Below are 17,393 nucleotides of genomic sequence, written 5' to 3' on the forward strand. Positions count from 1 at the left end.
GAGATCGCCTATAAGAAAGAGACTTTTTTGTCGCACTATAAACTAAGTTATCCGACTAAAATACAAAACCCGTGAAGTTGCTGAATATAGCAATCTCACGGGTTTTATTTAGTAGATTCTTTCTTAACTCTTACTCAGCTTGGTTTTGCTTATCTCCTGGGTGTCTCTATGGAGCTTTGGTACCAAGAACTTCATCAAGTTGTCTTTTAACTTGCTCTTTCGATAGTGTACCAGCTTGTGCTTGGTTAAAAATCGCGTTTACCTTTTCTTTGGTAGCGTCATCGAGGTTATCAGGTTTAGTCACTTTGTTTGTTTCTTTCTTGATATCATGAGCCGCACTGAAATCAATATCCCAATCGATGCCGAGATCATGAAGTTGAGTTTTCACTTGCTCTTTGGTGAGCGTACCCGCTTGAGCTTGGTCAAGAATGACTTTTACCTTCTCTTTGGCAGCGTCATCGAAGTTAATTGGTTTCGTCACTTGGCCATGTGTTACCTGTTGTCCATTTCCAATAGATTGTGTCGGTACTTCGGCAGCGAATGCAGACCCCAAAGAGGTGAGGGCAAATACAGCACCTAAAGCAGTTGTAGCCAATGTCTTTTTCATACTTGTCAATCTCCTTCGCAAATGTATTTTTGTTGACAACCTCATTGTATGGCCTGTATCTGGAGTTACAATGAAGCTCATGTAGAGTTTTGGTGGGGATTTTTTGCGTCTCCACATAAACTCCAGATAACGCGGCTATACTGATTCAAGAGGTGATATATTGATGAATTATCAGATTCTTGTGATAGAAGATGATCAAGAGATCCAGGAATTGATTAAACAGTTTTTAATGACACAACAATATAGCGTTGAAGTTGCATCAGATGGAATAGAGGGAATGAAACAATTTAATAAGCAATCTTTTGATCTCATTCTATTGGATGTAATGCTGCCCAATCTTAACGGTTTTGAAATAGCCAAGATGATCAGGAATCAATCCAATGTTCCAATCATTCTGCTAACCGCTTTAGAAGAAGAACAAGATCAATTGAAAGGCTTTGATCTTGGAATTGATGATTATATTACGAAGCCTTTTTCTTTTCATGTATTGATTAGACGAGTCGAAGCAGTACTGAGAAGAAGCAATGATCAAAGTACGGATAATTGTTTAGTGTTTAAAGAAGTACAACTCGATTGTGATGCATATAAAGTATATGTAAATGAGGTTGAAATCCCATTAACGACAAAGGAATTCGAAATTGTGCAACTACTTCTTCAAAATGAGAAAAAAGTACTCACAAGGGAAAGCATTGTCGAAAAAATATGGGGATTTGATTATTACGGAGAGACACGAGTTATCGATACACATATTAAAAACATACGAAAAAAATTAGATATACCCTACATTAAAACAGTAAAGGGAATTGGTTATAAAATTGATGAGTAAAATATTAAAAATGATGAAGATGAAGCGAATTACCTATAAGCTTTTTCTGAGTACCTCTCTTATTTTGTTAGCCTTTGCAGTCCTGATTTATGTAACGTTATACTTCTTTCTCCCTACCTTTTATGAGCAGTATAAAACAAATCAGCTTCGTACAGGGATAGAAGAAATAATTGATAAGTCCAGGGATCTCACTTTTCAACATGCAATACCGCTTCTCGATGAATACACACAAAAAAATAACGCAATGATCTACCTTCAAAATAAAGAAGGAGCTATTATTTACTCTCCTTTTTTTTCTTTTATTCATAAAGGTCCACAACTATCGCCAGATGTGAAAATCGATAAAACAAAGCCGCCAGGAAATTCAAATTCTTATGATGTTGCCGTGCCCATTCAATTCCAAGATGTGACCTTAACGCTCGTCGTATCCGCAACATTTCAACCTATTAGTGAAGCTTCACAGGTATTGGCGCTTTTTCTTCCTTATGTCAGTATCATTGTCGTTGCTATTGGAATAGGAAGTGCTTATTTGTATTCGAGGTTCATTACAAAACCACTCCTTTATATTAATCAAGGAGCACAAAAGATGGCGAACTTGGATTTTTCCGAAAAGATTGAGGTTCGTTCCAATGATGAATTGGGGGAGTTATCCAATAGTTTAAATGAGATGTCAATTAATTTACAACAAACGATGCTTGATTTACAAAAAGCGAATCAGCAATTAAAAAGCGATATTGAAAAAGAAAGAGAAATAGAAACAAAACGCAGGGAATTTTTTGCGATTGTCGCACATGAATTAAAGACGCCTCTTACGGTTATGAAAGGACACTTAGAAGGGATGATATATAATATTGGCCCGTATCAAAATCGTGACCAATATTTGAAGAAAAATCACCAAATTATTGAAAGTATAGAACAACTGGTTCGCGAGATTTTAAGCATGTCAAAATTAGAACAACATACCTTTAAACTACAATTGGAAGAAGTAAATCTCTCGGAATTAATGGATACAATCACAAAAAATCTCGGATTTTTTGCTTCTCAAAAAAACATTCAAATCATAACACAGGTTGATTCTCACCTTTCCGTTTATACCGATCGTGTTCTTTTAGAAAAAGCCTGTAAAAATATTATTCATAATGCGATTATGTATTCACCGCATGGCGAGAAAGTATATATAGAGCTAACTCAAGATTCAAAACAACACCACATCCAAATGAAAGTCATTAACACAGGTGTGAAAATTAAAGAAGAGGATATTCAACATATTTTCAAACCATTTTATCGAATTGAAAAATCAAGAAATCGAAATACGGGGGGGAGTGGCTTAGGATTATATATTGTAAAGCAAATTTTTGAAGCCCTTTCTATTACGTATTCTATGAAGAATACAGAACAAGGAGTACAATTTTTAGCTACCATTCCATTATCCATAAAGTAAACAACAAAAGAGTCTCAATCTCATTTCAATTAGGAGGAAATGAGATTGAGACCGTTCACTAGTCGAAATGATTTTGTATATCTTCTGAATCTAAACTAGGCCTTGCCACACCGCTTGTCGATCCATCTTGCTCTTGATAAGGAGGGGATTGATTCGGTTCTGTGTTATCCCCTGAATCTAAATTCAACATATATATACAAACGCCAATTAGAATACCAATTGTCACGAAACCAATGGAAGCCACTATTCTTTTCCGCATCTTTCTCATTCCTTTGCGTTTTTTAAAGTCACTTGCCTTATAACTTTTTGATTACTAAATTTCTTTTTTCGAGATACACCGCCGTATCTGATTGTCTAGCCACCTCTTGTGAATGAGTGACTACAATGATACATTTATTTTCTTTATGAGCAAGTTCTTTAAATAACTCGATAATATCCAAGGACGTTACTTGATCTAGATTCCCGGTTGGTTCATCGGCAATTAATAAATCCACATTACAAGATAATGCACGAGCAATCGCCACACGCTGTTGCTGACCACCGCTAAGCTGCAATACCTTTCTTTTTGCTTCTACTTCTGTCAACCCTACCTTTTCTAACAACTCAAGCGCTCTCCCTTTTTTGTCTCTTACATCGACTCCTGTAATCTCCATTGCCGTAACTACATTTTGAAGAGCGGTCATATACGTAATGAGATTATAGGATTGAAAGATAATCGAGACATGTTGGTTTCGATAGGAATCCAGCCCTATCTTCCGTATATCTGTTCCTTTGTATAATACAGACCCGCTTCTTGGGATATCTAATCCGCTTGCTAAACTAAGGGTAGTTGTTTTTCCTGAACCCGATGGTCCTAAAATGGTATAAAAGTGTCCGGCTTGAAACGAAAAGTTTACATTATCCAATATAGTGATTTTTTTATTATTGCTTTTATAATGGTAATTCAGATTTTTGAACTGTAAAATAGTTTCCATGTAGATCCCCCTATTCATCTTTTAATAAAATATCTTTTGGATTCAATCGAAGAATCGATAATGCGGGAAGAATGGTTGATAGGATTGCGATTACTAGACCTAATCCACCTAATTTCAGCACATCTTGGGAGGTTACACTTATATCAATAGTATCAATAGGATCCACATCTTGACCTTGGTCATCATTCATCCCAAACATGAGCACTTGATTATTTGCTTCCTGCTGTTGTTGCTCTTCAGAAGAAGTAACTTCTTTCTGTAATAAACTGTCTCCTATTGCTTGAGACACGGTCCCACCTGTAAAGACAGAGAGGCTAAATGCCAAAGCAGCTATACACAATACTTCTACTAAGAGTTGTCCGATTAATTTTCCTTTTTTCTCGCCAATCGCCAGTAGGATTCCCAATTCCTTCCGTCGTTCTTTTATGGTCAACATAATGATAAGACCTAAAATAATGGATCCCGCAACAGAGACCAGGTATATGATCCATTTTGAAGTGGATGCTACGTTCTCAATAGGGCCGACCATTTTTTTATATAATGCATCATGAGCATCTAGTTTAAATAGGTCAAAATCAATGCCTGTTTTCTCTCCCTCTGCTTTAAAATCATCGATATGGTCTGGATCATTTAAATAATAAATGGCTTGATCAATGGGTGTTCCCTTTGTTTCCTTATTTTCCGAAAGCTCTTTTAACGATCCGTACGAGACATATACTTTGTTCGATGGATGAAACAGCGGCGGTGCCGATTCTATGTTGCTACCTATCGTGGACGTTTCGTAAATTCCTATAATCTCTAAATCTATTGTCGATGTTCCATCTTGTGATTGAATCTTCAACTGATCACCAACTTGTAGATTGTTATGCTCAGCTAACTGTTTTTCAATGAGGACTACTTTCTTATCTTTGTCTTCTGATGTTATTGGACGTCCCTCAATAATTTTATTCGTTTCTTCTGTAAATTCTTTCAATAGATCAGAACTTCTCACACCGTGAATGAATGTATTTGGCATTTTCATATTCCCTTGGTTTCCACCTATGGCTCCTCCTACCGCGTCTCCCTCGTTATCACCATTAATGGGAGTATAGCCATCCGCTACACCTTGACTATCTTTTAGATAGTTAAAATCTTTTACATATGGTGATTCAGCTAACTTATCTGCTTCCTCTGTAGAAATTTCCGGGCGGTGTATTCTTTCATTTGGATTTTCAAGTCTCTGTTTTTGTACGTACTTTTGAAATTTTTCCCCATCTAATCCTAGCGTCACGTCAACTCCTAACTTTTTTCTGGCGAGATCATTCGCTGTTTTTGTGACATTTTGTATGGCGAATCCCGCTAATACTAAATTAGTAAGAACTAAAAAAACAGCAAATAAGATGAGAGATTTTCCCTTTCTTGCTTGTATGCTTAAAAATGCACGTTTGATAAAATTCATAATTTCTAACCTCCTTCTTGGTATCTCTAATGTATAGGACTAATCTGGAGTCTGTATGGAGATATCGAGGAGTTTGTCTGGAAAAAATACGTGTCGAGGAGGAAATTGGCCAAGGAGTCCGTTCGCCGTTCAATCCATTGGATTATGTCCAATGGATTTCTTTATTTCCATGGCTTGCTTGGACTTCTACTGGAAAACATCCAATCAAATGGCCTCATTTCCTCTTACTAGGGCCTTGCGGTCTCATTCTGCTGCATGAATTCCAGTAGAATGCCCTCTTGCCAGCTAGAAGGTGAAGAAACACTGTACGTTTTCCAATGGAATCACAAAAGGAAACTCCACAGCGGACTCATAGCCAACTTCCAGCGAACAAGACCAACTCATACCAACGCACAGATAGCGCACAGACAGTGCATGAACCAAAACATATCTTTGCAGATACTATCGAGGCCCCTTTAGCCCTCCTCTACACAACATGAACGGAGTTAACACACGAACGACTTGTCGGCTTACAATAAGTGTTCCATAGCGACTTCCTTCAATTCGTAGTAACGGATATCCCTGCCTCTTGCTATAGGCTGCAGCCAGCCCTTCTCCACCAATGATCGAAGCCATTTGCGGGCAGTACGGAAATCGACATCAAAGTAGTCAGCCACATCCTTGGGCCGAACCCTTCTTCCTAGCGTCCAAGCGTACCGAAGAATCTCCTTCTCGATGAAGACAGCCGGACGGGTAGGCAGACTTCGGATGAGATAAGGACTGAGGACCAATTGCAGCAGGGTGCGGCATATTTCAGGACGATTCTGAACATCTTCGAAGGAGAAATGGATCATTTTCCACCCCATTCCGGTTAGAAAGGTATCCCGGTTCAAGGCGTAGCTGAATCTCTCCCGGTCCATATCCTTTACATGACTTTGGAAACCGTCGCATTCCAACCCGAATTTACCGAATGGCGGGAGAAAAGCAACATCTAGAAATTGCGATTTGCGATTACAATCGAGCACCTCATATTCTGGATGCAGATGGTCAAGGTTACCGAATAGAGGCCACCATACATTTTTCAACAGCAGCTTTTCGGCATATTGATGTCCTCTGAGTAAGCGTCCCTTTCTTTCTCCGCTTCGACGCGCACGATGATAATCCAAAAATTGTGCATGTGCCGTTTCAAAATCCATACTCTATCCGCCTCCTTAACAAAAAAAGAACGCCCTCGCACCTTATAAAAGGTAAAGGACGTTCTTCGTCTACTCCTATTGTATCATTTTTCCCCTTCATTACTACGGTAGAATGCGTTGAAGTCCATAAGTTGTGAGAATAGGAAGTATAATCGTTCCTCAGCTTGCAGAGGCAGTTCTACATAGCAGAAGCATACAGTAGACTAGACTTAAGACGGGTGTGAAATACTCCGTCAGACCAGAGCGTGAGCAGAAACACTCATGCTATACTGAGGAAGGCTTATAACAGATGCGTAGTTAAATATATAAATATAGGGGAAATCAAAGATGAGAAAAGTGATAGGTGTGTTGTTGATAATGGCCGGGATTGCAGGCGTGCTGTTCGCTCTGAATCCGGGAAATCTATTTCCGCGTGATTTACTATCCTTCGGCACGAAGGAAATCAGCAAGGAAAAAACGGTTGATGCGGGCGACTTCCGGAACGTTTTCATTGAGAGCGGAAGCCCGGACGTACAAATTTTGCGCGGCAATTCGGATCAAATCAAAGTACGTCTAAAAGGACAGGTAAGTCCTAAATATGCGGATAAAATAGATATAAAAGTGGCTCCACAAGGGGATACACTCGAGTTGGGAGTGGAAGTGCCGAATGATATCAGTCTCGGCATCAATATTTTAAATGTCGATTTCATTGTTGAGCTTCCTGAGAAGCAATGGGATGGCGTAGATGTCAACGTTGGCAGCGGCAATGTGGATGTGTCCCAACTGTACGGGAACAAAGTGCGCGTGAAAACGGGCAGCGGCGACATTCTTGCAACGGTTATCGAGGCGGATACGATAGCATTGCAGGCGAGCTCAGGCAATGTCAAGGCGCAGCATTTCAAGGCCGATGCACTGACATTCGACACAGGCAGCGGCAACACCGATGCGGCGCAAATTACGGGAAAGACAGTAAACGTGAAATCAAGCAGCGGCGACATCCAGGTGCAGGCTGTTGAAGCAGACACGATCACATTGCAGGCGAGCTCTGGCAATGTTACAGCGGACGAATTCAAAGCTGAGGCGCTTACATTCAATACTGACAGCGGCACTGTGGATTTGGCGAATGGAGAAGCAGCATTGCAGGGCGTCACGAGTTCAGGGAATATAGAGGTGAAATTCGACGATTTGTTGCATGATGCTGACTTAAAGGCAAACAGCGGATCTGTAACGGTCGATCTGGCCAATGAACCGAAATCGCTGGCGGTCGATTTTCGTGGAGGGTCCGGCAACGGGCGCATTGAGTGGAATGGCATGACATATGAAGAGAACAGCGAAAATGGAAGCAGCCTAAAAGGAGCGTTCGGCAGTGGCGAGGCGAAGCTGAAAGTTCGTACCAGCTCGGGTGACTTTACACTTGGCAGCAATTGAGCAATTAAGAAAAGTTTTAGTTGATTTTCAGTTTCCTTTCAGGTTGGATGAACATACTAGTACCATCTCTTGAAAAAGGAGGAGGATATATTTGAAACGTACCTCAACTGTAATTGCTTGGACCAGTCTAATGATGCTTCTCTTGGCATCGCCAGCGGCGGCGCAAGGGGAGAAAGGACTGAACGGAACCGATTGGAAGCTTATCGGGGATACGTCCCTAACCGCCGTGAAGCAAGCCGAATCGACAAAACCGGCAGAGAGCGCTAAGCAGGCCGAGTCTGAAACAGATAAAGAGCTGGAGAAGATCCATACACAAATGAAAGAGCTTCGTTCTGAAATGAAGGAGCTGCGAGAGAAAAAGCTTCAGCTCATGGCAAAGAAGCATGGCATTCAGACTGAAGGGAAGAGCCGTGAGCAAATTCGACAGGAACTGAAGGCGAAATTAGGTGAAAAAGGACAAATGTTCCACGAGAAACATCGGGATGATGGAGAACGCGTCGAAAGACGAATGGAACGGTTGAAGCAGGAAGCGGAGAAGCGGGGTATTTCGACAGAGGGGTTAAGCCCTGATGAACTGAAAGCGAAGCTGCGCGAATCGAAGTAACATAAGGTTATAGTGAAGGCATATAAATATATCGGGCTGTCGATGTATTTGGGATAACACAAGGAGGCATGCTTATCCGGCATGCCTCCTTTAAATAAAATGCACAGGAAAAGGCTCCCGTTTCTGCAAGACGGGGTAATCTTGTGTAAGATTCCTTCCGGAACATATGAAAAACCCGACAGACAGCGGTTATCGCTTCCCATCGGGCTATGTACGCCTATATAAGTATAATTCCATTATGACTGCGTAATTGCTATTCTGTTGCGTATGAAGAATATTGGTTCTCGCTCATCACACGACGCGCGCCTACATAACGCTTCTCGTAATAGTCCATGCTAAGCTTGTCTATGCGGGTGCCTTTGTCTGTCGATGCATGAGCAAATTTGCCATCACCGACAAAGATTCCAACATGTGACACACCGTTTCCACCGCTAGTGTCGAAGAAGACTAAATCGCCAGGACGCAACTCATCTTTGCTTACTTTTTCACCTACGTCGAATTGAGACGACGAGGAGCGTGGCAAATCGATTTCGAAATTGTCAAATACGTACTTGGTGAAACCGGAGCAATCGAAACCATTCGTTGTGGTTCCGCCATACTTGTACGTAATGCCTAACAGATCTTCAATTTTGTTATCCATCTTGGATGCCGCGAAAGCGCTGCCTGCACTGAATGTGAATAGGACGCTAAGGCCGAGCGCCGCCGTTACTAGCTTCTTCTTCAAATTGGAAAGCCCCTTCCTTGCCTGCGAGGTTAGCTGGAGGGTTCGGTTGAAGGTCCCCTATGATCCCTGTGACACGAGATCAATTCACCCAAATAACTGGTTCCCCCGCTTTCCGGTTGTCCGGAAATTCGGCATCACTGTTCGGATTTAGTTGCTGTATTCGTTAGTTACAAATTTGCAAATGTTATTGTCGTTTTCATGACAAAGTTGTAATAAATCTACGACTTATTGTAACAGACCTTTTTTCTTTTGACAAACACTTTTTGTCCAATAAATACAAAAAGCTTGTCTGATCGTCATTTCCGACGACAGACAAGCTTTTTTATCACGCTTTTAAATGGAAATGTGACGGGTTTTTGAATTGTTACATTTTCCTCATTTTGATTGCTGATTAGCCTCCTGCCATATGGCGTACCGAGCGGATAACCCCCACATCTTGCACACGGCCCGAACAGCAGGAAATGCTTGCTGCAGAATCAGCGCGGTCATGCCAGTCCAGAACATCGCTGCGGTTGTAAATAGTAAGTTAATAACTAGCACAAGGCCCATGAAAATAAGGGAAAGCCCGAGTATAGGGAGCATTCGACGCACACCCGCCGTTACGGAGTGAAGTAATGACAATTCCGAAGCGGCGCCAAATTGCATAAATAAAAACAAATGATGAAATATCCAACCGCATATGGCCCATATGAGCACAAACGGTGCGACGGATGCAAGTAATGACGCAACGGTGGATTTGGTCGTCAATACGTGCGCTGCATACGGTACAAACCAATAAGCGGGCGCCAGGAGCAGAACCGTCTTTATGGTATATAGCAGAAGCATCGGCTTCCAGACTACTTTTATACCCTGGAAGAAGGTTAGTCCCGACTGCCGCGGATGTGCTATCGCATAGAACAAGCCGGCTTCGATGAAGGGAGTCAGCAGCATGCGAATGGCCATACAACCGACTACTATCCACAAATAAGGCGCATAGTCGTTCGTCTTTGACAGGTGAAACTGACTTTCGATCAGAAAGAGCTGGGAGCTCATCTCGGTCGGGGCCGGATTCGGATACCGCCGCAGCACGGGCAATACGATCCCGTCAATGAAGCGGTAGACGAAGAAGCCCCATAGCAGTTGGTATAAAAAGAGGATGACCCATATGTATACGTGCTCTTTCAACCAATCCCACCCGGTTCGTATGTAAGCTTTCATCGATCTCACCACCCCAATATGTTCGTAAATGCTTCAAAGAATTTAATGACGGTTAAGTTCACTCGCGTGCGCACAGGCTCCTCGATCTGTGCTTTCATATAGTTGTTAATATGTTTATTCTCCACTACGATCGTATAGAGCGGATCCACCATGACCCAATCCAATGGAGCTGTATGGGTGATCCGGTACTGCATCCGCTCGCCATCCCCGTCCCACACTTTGCGTGTCGTACTTCCGTCCGCAAATCGGAATATAATTGGGATATTCGGGTAATCAGCGCCCAGTTTACGAATGTGGACGATCGCTTCATAACTTGTTGCGCCGCCTACTTCAGTAGTGCGAGTATCAATGCTTTCCACTGCAAAGTCAGCCATTTGGCCGCTGTACACATATTGATTGAAGAAATCGGTCCATTTGCGATTGGTGACCTGTTCGACGATACGTTGGAAGTCGGCGGTCGTTGGATGACGGAAGCGGTATTTCTGAGTGTACGTCTTCATTATGCGCTGCATTGTCTTCTCCCCGACCTGCTTCTCGATGGCGATCAGCACGAGCTTGGCGCGGTAATATACGTTGTCCGCATAATGATCTTGGTTTTTATACCGCCAAGCGGCGAGCTTGAGCGGAGCCGGATCGGTAATGTAGCTAGATGTGATGGCTAGATTTGGCGTGACCCCGAATTCGGACTCCATCAATTTGTCCTCTGCATAGGAGGTGAACCCTTCATCAAGCCACGCTTCTTCGAACTCGTTAGAGGCGATGAGACCATAAAAATATTGATGGCCGATCTCATGGATGACCGTCCGTTCCAAATCATAGCCTGGACTGTCATTCTCGGCGCCGAATGCAGTAACTAGCGTAGGGTATTCCATTCCGCCTGCGCCGTTGCCCGATTTTGGCGGGACGACAATAGAGAGTGTGGAATACGGGTATTTTCCGTACCACTCGCTGAATTTGGCGAGTGCGGTCTTCGCCGCGTACATGTAGCGTTCCTTCAGCAATTTGTGCTTCGGATCCAGATATAGCTTAATCCGGACGCCCGGCACATTCGGGGCAGAGAACGGTTCTTCATAGTAGATGAAGTTCGGTGAAGCTGACCAAGCGAAGTCATGAACGTCGTCTGCATAGAATTGATAGTTTTTGTAACCGTCCGCGATGTAAGGTGTTTTCGTCGGAAATCCGGTCGAAGCGACGATATATGACTCCGGTACTTGGATGCGCACATTGAAGATGCCGTAGTTGGAGTAAAACTCGGAGCTGCCGTGATATTGATGCACGTTCCAGCCTTCGGCCGCCCTGCCGCGCACACCAGCTTTCTCATAGGCGGCAATCTTCGGGTACCATTGTCCGGCCATGACGAAATCATCTGCATACCCCATCCGGGCGAATATTCGCGGCAGCTTCACTTCGAACTTCAGCTTCAAGGTGATGTCTTCCTGGCCTTTGACGGGCTGGGGCAGGCGAATCTTCATGACAGTCTGATCCTTGGCATTGCCGTCATCCGGCTGAACGTATTCGATCCGGTTCATTAGGGACTGGCCGTCTACGGTTGTCAGCGCCGTTAAGGTCATGCCTCCATAACCGTCCTTCGGCATCTTGTCCTCTCGCAATATGCCGCCCGACTCTTTCATGAAGGTCGAGTCCGGGGATTGGAACGCATTCGGATACAGGTTGAAATAGATCTCGTTCACCGTCTTCATTCCCGGATTGGTCCAAGTGACCGTTTGATCACCGAACAGAGTATGAATGGACTCGTCCAATTTGACATCAATATGGTACTCGGCGATACGCTCACTAAGCACCTCGGCGCTCGGCTTCTCTACGCTTTGCGGCGTAAAGGGCTCCTGTGCGGCTTTTTTCTGCACTTCCGGACCGAGAGAAGGTACGGTGCCGGACGGCCGGAACCAGACGAGGAGGATGAAGCTGGCGGCCAAGAGTGCGATAATAAATAGAAGTGGGCGATAGACATTGCGTCGGGTCATACGTTTCTAACCTCCCGTTGACAAGCATCTACAGCATGTATATGTTGGCTTTTTGCGGAATATTAGCTAAAATGAAAATGATTTTGATCGCCCCCCAGGGCTCTTGTGTACTGGAGTATTAGGGCAAGGAAGGAGCGCATAACGATGGATGCTTCGGATAAGAAGGTTAAGAAGCCGCTTGCGCTGAATGTGATGAGCAGCAGTAAGCATAAAGGATTCGGTTCAGGCAGCATCGATTTGAACAACGTATCGCCTGTCATTATCGATGAGGGCAAAGCTTATATTGACTTGGGTGCTATGCATGCGAAAAGCAAGGTGGAGCGTGGCATCAAGTTCATACCTAACAAGGAGGACGTGCCGAACGGCCGCAAATGCTGGATTGTATGGGTGGCAGTAGACAGAACTCCTGAAGGCGCATGCTACGGTGGTCTAGCGGCGTGCGAGATGCTAGTTGACACAGAAGCGAAGCGAGGTTGGAAAATTCTCGCCGATCACGTGAATAAGATGGATAATGCGATGAAGCGCCGCATTATATTGGATGGACTCGACGCGGAGGAGAAAGCGGCACTGCGCGAGCTGCTTATGACGCACAACGCCGAGTGGTGGGAACGTTCATCGGATGATTTGAAAGAGCAGTTGGCATAATCGTCCGCCAACATTAGAGGCAGTGTTATAATGGAAGAAGACCTGTGTCCCATAGAGGGAACAGGTCTTTTTGACGTTGATCTTCAGCGTGAGTCAAGCCAAGCTGCCGAAATCCGGACAAAGCTCTGTATGAGCAGTCCGAATCTCCGGCAGCTTTTTTGCTAGCATCGAAGCTTTCATCCTCGTGCCGAAGTCACGATCAGTTGGTCCACCACCGTTTGAAGTGCTGCCACCACGACCGTTTCCCGGCTTCTTGCGTCTCCTGAACCGGCTTCGCTTGCGGCGAGTCAGGTTGCTTGGCCCCGTGTTGGTCACACCATTCCGTCGGTTCAGTTCCCTTCACGAACGTTTCCAGACGCTTGACGGGGCAATTCTCATCGGCGAGCTTTCCTGTATCCGGGTCGATATAAATGCTAACCACGTTATCCGGCACGGTGAAGATTTTAGGCGGTACGCTCGTCAGCGCCTTCTCCGTATAGTCAGCGAAGATGGGCGCTGCTTTATGCGATTCCGACACCGAAATCATCTTGCCGCGATCATAGCCGACCCATACGGCGGTCGACAATTCCGGCGTGTAGCCGACAATCCACGCGTCGGAGTCCGTCGTTCCCGTCTTACCGGCGACGGGTCGTTTGATGCTGGCTGCGACCCGATTGCCTGTGCCACCGGATTCGAACACGCTTTCCATTAAGCTCGTCAACACGTAAGTGTCGGATGGATCGATAACCTGCTCTGACTCCATCGGCGGCGCTTCATACAGCACCCGCCGATCCGGGGCCGTCACCTTCAAGATGGCGCGCGGAATAACACGTTTGCCCTCGTTGCTGAACACGGCGTAAGCAGACGCCATTTCGAAAGGGCTGACGGGGAACGTTCCGAGCGCCAAGGAAGGCAGCGGCTTCATGCTGCTATCGATACCGAGACGCCTGGCCAGCGAAATCACTTGTTCCGGGCCTATTTGCATAATGGTACTGACTGCATAGATATTGTCGGACGCCGCAATCGCTTGACGAAGATCGATATCGCCATAATATTTCCCGCCGTAATTGCGCGGCTTGTACACTTGGCGCCCTTCGTCATAGCTGAATGAAGTCGGGGCGCTCACGAAATGCGTGGCCGCCGTGACAGCCCGTTTCTCCAGCGCCGCCAGATAGACGATCGGCTTGAAGGCAGATCCGGGCTGACGCGTATCCGCGAACACGCGGTTATATTGATTGACGCGGTAATTTTTGCCGCCTACCATCGCCTTAATATATCCGTTGCGCGGATCAATCGATACGAGAGCAGCCTGCAGATCACCCGCGGCGGGGATTTGCTTCGCGACGGCTTCCTCTGCCGCCTCCTGCGCCCGCTTATCAAGCGTCGTGTAGACGTGCAGGCCCCCAGCCTCCACGATTTCATCGGGGATGCCGAGCGCCGCCAGCTCCCGCCGGATATAATCGCGGAAATAGGGGGCTACAAGTGTCTCAGCGCGCTCCTCCTGAGGGCGGAAGACGAGCATTTCGTTATACGCGCGTTTGGCTGTATCCTGCGTAATATCGCCCATATCGACCATGTTTTGCAGCACGATTTTTTGGCGGTCCTTTGCATTCTTCATATTTAAATAAGGCGAGTAATAACTGGGTCCGCGCGGAATTCCGGCAAGCAATGCGCTTTCTGCCAGCGACAATTTCCGTGCAGGCTTGTTGAAATAAAGTTGAGCTGCCGCTTCGATGCCGTAGGCCCCGTGACCGTAATATACTTGATTTAGATACATCTCGAGAATTTCGTCTTTGCTATACTTCATCTCAAGCTGCAGCGCGTAGAGCGCCTCCTTCGCCTTACGGGTCCATGTTCGTTCGTGGCTAAGATACAGATTGCGGGCGAGCTGCTGTGTTAAAGTGCTCGCTCCTTGCTTTTTCGACAGATGCTCCAGATTGACGAGAAAGGCCCGCGCCACTCCTTTGAAATCGATGCCCATATGATGGTAGAATTGGCGATCCTCAGTTGCTATCGTCGCTTGGACGACTTCAGACGCGACATCGGCTAGCTTCACCGCTGACTGCTGCGTCTGCCCTGGCGTCAGTGCTGTCAGCACGTTCCCATGAAAGTCTAGCAGCTGAGACGATTGCTGAGTACTGGATACAGGCAGATCCGTCATATATAAATAGCCGAGCACGGAAGCCGAGACGCCGAGGCTAAGCACAAGCGTGCCAATGATGCCCCATAGGAACAGGCGGAGCCGGCGTTTTGCCTTTGTGTAGTTTTTTTTCGCATTCATGTCGGGCTCCTCCTCATAATCGGCTGCTTTCCCGTCGGCAAGACAGCTTAAGGTCCTTGCTATCAGTATGGAGTAGGATAAAAAAGGATATTCATCTGCACAATTGTTATTTTTCCGTACGCAGCTGCTTCATTCGCTCTATACCGGACGAAATGGTTTGAAAATAATTACTTGGGAGATAGTTGCTTTTTGGGGGGGAAACGCTATAATACTCTTGTTTGGTGCAAAATGGAGATGAAGTGTTACGAATGTATACATGGGAACCATTACGAGCATTTCGACTGGACCAACGATACCATATCGGAAGAAAGAAGGTTGATTTTATGGAATTGTGGTTTACAGAGAAGCAGACGCCGACCTTCGGCATTACGGCAAAAATTCGCGAGACATTCGTGAATGAACAGACGCCGTTTCAGCATCTGACGATGTTGGATACCGAGGAATTCGGACGAATGCTCGTATTGGACGGCATGGTTATGACGACGATTAAAGACGAGTTTGTCTACCATGAGATGGTGGCGCACCCGGCCCTCGTTACACATCCGAATCCGAAGAAAGTGCTCGTAGTCGGCGGTGGAGATGGTGGCGTTATTCGTGAAATTATGAAGCATCCTTCCGTTGAGAAAGCGGTCCTCGTAGAAATCGACGGGAAGGTCATTGAATATTCGAAAAAATATTTGCCGGAAATTGCGGGTGAACTCGACAACCCACGTGTCGAAGTTATCGTAAACGATGGCTACATGCATATTTTGAACAGCAAGAACGAGTACGATGTCATCATGGTCGATTCCACGGAGCCTGTCGGCCCTGCGGCGCCGTTGTTCGAGCGTGGCTTCTACCAAGGCATTTACGAAGCGCTAAAAGAAGACGGCTTGTTCGTGGCGCAGACGGACAACCCTTGGTTCAAGGCAGATCTGATTCAGCAGGTAAACCGTGACGTTAAGGAAATTTTCCCGATCGTACGCGTGTACGGTGCGAACATTCCGACTTACCCAAGCGGGTTGTGGACGTTCACCATAGGCAGCAAGCAATACGATCCTATGAATATAGATGAAGCGAGCATTCCGGAAATGGAAACGAAATACTACTCGCCGCGTCTGCATAACGCAGCCTTCTGCCTGCCTAAATTTGTAGAAGATCTCTGCAAATCATAACGGGGCAAAAGAAAGAACGAAGGAGGCCATCAACTATGAAACTGGATCAAAAATATTCCGGCAATGTGTTCATCTGCAGCTCGGATGATTATGAAGCCGCAACAGCGGTCATTTACGGCTTGCCGATGGACTATACGGTCTCATTCCGTCCCGGTTCGCGATTCGGCCCTGGCCGTATCCGCGAGGCGTCTGTCGGTTTAGAGGAGTACAGCCCTTATCTCGATCGGAGCATTGAAGAACTGAACTATTTCGATGCCGGCGACTTGCTGCTGCCATTCGGCAATGCGGCGAAGAGCTTGGACATTATCGGTGATTACATTCGCGGGCTGCTAGCTGATGGCAAATTCCCAGTCGGTATGGGCGGGGAGCATCTTGTCACCTGGCCAGTCATTCAAGAGGTGTACAAGAAGTATCCAGACTTGGCGATTATCCATATTGACGCTCATGCTGATTTGCGCGAGCACTATGAAGGGGAGCCACTCTCTCACTCGACGCCGATTCGCAAGGCGGCAGGCTTGATGGGCGGCAAAAATATTTATCAATTCGGGATTCGTTCCGGTTCTCGCGAAGAATGGACGTATGCGCGGGAAAACATTAATTTCTATCCGTTCGACGTGGCGGAGCCGCTGAAGAAGGCGCTGCCTGAGTTGGCAGGCCGGCCGGTATATGTCACGATCGACATTGACGTGCTCGATCCAAGCTGCGCGCCTGGTACGGGTACGGCTGAAGCGGGTGGCATTACGTCGAAGGAGCTGCTGGAAGCGGTGCACCTTATCGCCCGTTCGGACGCGAACGTCGTCGGCTGCGACTTGGTGGAAGTGGCGCCGATTTACGACCCGACGGAGCAGACGCCAATTACGGCAAGCAAGATTATCCGAGAAATGCTGCTTGGTTTCGTAAAATAAATGTGAAATTCCCTTCTTCGTTACCGCATCGCGGTGTTTGCAACGCGACAAACG

General features: G+C 45.8%; 15 protein-coding genes and 1 riboswitch. Of the genes, 7 read left to right on the forward strand and 8 right to left on the reverse strand.

What is annotated here, in order from left to right:
* Nucleotides 1-166: 166 nt before the first annotated feature.
* Nucleotides 167-607, reverse strand: a complete 441-nt coding sequence (locus tag A372_RS33830) for a hypothetical protein (RefSeq protein ID WP_019421175.1) — start codon at nucleotides 605-607, stop codon at nucleotides 167-169.
* A gap of 160 nt (nucleotides 608-767) precedes the next feature.
* Between A372_RS33830 and A372_RS0112425 the strand changes: the two genes are divergently transcribed.
* Both A372_RS0112425 and A372_RS0112430 read left to right on the forward strand, forming a co-directional pair.
* Nucleotides 768-1,433, forward strand: a complete 666-nt coding sequence (locus tag A372_RS0112425) for a response regulator transcription factor (RefSeq protein WP_026011035.1) — start codon at nucleotides 768-770, stop codon at nucleotides 1,431-1,433.
* Complete coding sequence (locus tag A372_RS0112430; protein ID WP_019421177.1) at nucleotides 1,426-2,874, forward strand: HAMP domain-containing sensor histidine kinase; 1,449 nt, start codon at nucleotides 1,426-1,428, stop codon at nucleotides 2,872-2,874. The genes A372_RS0112425 and A372_RS0112430 overlap by 8 nt, the downstream gene beginning before the upstream one ends.
* 296 nt (nucleotides 2,875-3,170) lie before the next feature.
* Here A372_RS0112430 and A372_RS0112435 read toward each other — a convergent pair whose 3' ends face one another.
* The 3 genes from A372_RS0112435 to A372_RS0112445 all read right to left on the reverse strand — a co-directional run bounded on the left by A372_RS0112435 (nucleotide 3,171) and on the right by A372_RS0112445 (nucleotide 6,461).
* Nucleotides 3,171-3,848: an ABC transporter ATP-binding protein gene (locus tag A372_RS0112435; protein ID WP_019421178.1), complete on the reverse strand. Its 678-nt coding sequence runs from the start codon at nucleotides 3,846-3,848 to the stop codon at nucleotides 3,171-3,173.
* A 10-nt stretch (nucleotides 3,849-3,858) separates the two neighbouring features.
* The gene (locus tag A372_RS0112440; RefSeq protein ID WP_019421179.1) at nucleotides 3,859-5,286 is read right to left on the reverse strand and encodes an ABC transporter permease; all 1,428 of its coding nucleotides are present in this window, start codon (nucleotides 5,284-5,286) and stop codon (nucleotides 3,859-3,861) included.
* Between the two features lie 509 nt (nucleotides 5,287-5,795).
* Entirely contained in the window at nucleotides 5,796-6,461 is a 666-nt protein-coding gene (locus A372_RS0112445) for a hypothetical protein (RefSeq protein ID WP_019421180.1), read from the reverse strand.
* A gap of 327 nt (nucleotides 6,462-6,788) precedes the next feature.
* Between A372_RS0112445 and A372_RS0112450 the strand changes: the two genes are divergently transcribed.
* Nucleotides 6,789-7,868 carry a DUF4097 family beta strand repeat-containing protein gene (locus A372_RS0112450; RefSeq protein WP_019421181.1) on the forward strand — a complete coding sequence of 360 codons (1,080 nt, stop codon included), beginning with the start codon at nucleotides 6,789-6,791 and terminating at the stop codon, nucleotides 7,866-7,868.
* Nucleotides 7,869-7,959: 91 nt separating this feature from the next.
* Nucleotides 7,960-8,472, forward strand: coding sequence for a hypothetical protein (locus tag A372_RS0112455; protein ID WP_019421182.1), 513 nt, complete (start codon nucleotides 7,960-7,962; stop codon nucleotides 8,470-8,472).
* Between the two features lie 253 nt (nucleotides 8,473-8,725).
* Here the strand turns inward: A372_RS0112455 and A372_RS0112460 are convergent, their stop codons facing one another.
* The 3 genes from A372_RS0112460 to A372_RS0112470 form a co-directional block, all read right to left on the reverse strand.
* Entirely contained in the window at nucleotides 8,726-9,196 is a 471-nt protein-coding gene (locus tag A372_RS0112460; RefSeq protein WP_019421183.1) for a C40 family peptidase, read from the reverse strand.
* Between the two features lie 3 nt (nucleotides 9,197-9,199).
* Nucleotides 9,200-9,340, reverse strand: a riboswitch (cyclic di-AMP (ydaO/yuaA leader).
* Nucleotides 9,341-9,571: 231 nt separating this feature from the next.
* Nucleotides 9,572-10,393, reverse strand: coding sequence for a hypothetical protein (locus A372_RS0112465; protein WP_019421184.1), 822 nt, complete (start codon nucleotides 10,391-10,393; stop codon nucleotides 9,572-9,574).
* 5 nt (nucleotides 10,394-10,398) lie between these two features.
* Nucleotides 10,399-12,375 carry a M1 family metallopeptidase gene (locus A372_RS0112470; protein WP_019421185.1) on the reverse strand — a complete coding sequence of 659 codons (1,977 nt, stop codon included), beginning with the start codon at nucleotides 12,373-12,375 and terminating at the stop codon, nucleotides 10,399-10,401.
* A gap of 144 nt (nucleotides 12,376-12,519) precedes the next feature.
* Here A372_RS0112470 and A372_RS0112475 point away from each other — a divergent pair, with 144 nt between their 5' ends.
* Nucleotides 12,520-13,020 (forward strand): YwhD family protein, encoded by a 501-nt coding sequence (locus tag A372_RS0112475; protein WP_019421186.1) that lies wholly within the window; start codon nucleotides 12,520-12,522, stop codon nucleotides 13,018-13,020.
* Nucleotides 13,021-13,219: 199 nt separating this feature from the next.
* Here A372_RS0112475 and A372_RS0112480 read toward each other — a convergent pair whose 3' ends face one another.
* Nucleotides 13,220-15,280 (reverse strand): transglycosylase domain-containing protein, encoded by a 2,061-nt coding sequence (locus A372_RS0112480; protein WP_019421187.1) that lies wholly within the window; start codon nucleotides 15,278-15,280, stop codon nucleotides 13,220-13,222.
* A gap of 323 nt (nucleotides 15,281-15,603) precedes the next feature.
* Here A372_RS0112480 and speE point away from each other — a divergent pair, with 323 nt between their 5' ends.
* Both speE and speB read left to right on the forward strand, forming a co-directional pair.
* Complete coding sequence (gene speE / locus A372_RS0112485) at nucleotides 15,604-16,434, forward strand: polyamine aminopropyltransferase (protein WP_019421188.1); 831 nt, start codon at nucleotides 15,604-15,606, stop codon at nucleotides 16,432-16,434.
* A 35-nt stretch (nucleotides 16,435-16,469) separates the two neighbouring features.
* The gene (gene speB, locus A372_RS0112490; RefSeq protein ID WP_019421189.1) at nucleotides 16,470-17,339 is read left to right on the forward strand and encodes an agmatinase; all 870 of its coding nucleotides are present in this window, start codon (nucleotides 16,470-16,472) and stop codon (nucleotides 17,337-17,339) included.
* Nucleotides 17,340-17,393: the final 54 nt, after the last annotated feature.

Source organism: Paenibacillus sp. OSY-SE, assembly GCF_000283315.1.
GTDB lineage: Bacteria > Bacillota > Bacilli > Paenibacillales > Paenibacillaceae > Paenibacillus_B > Paenibacillus_B profundus.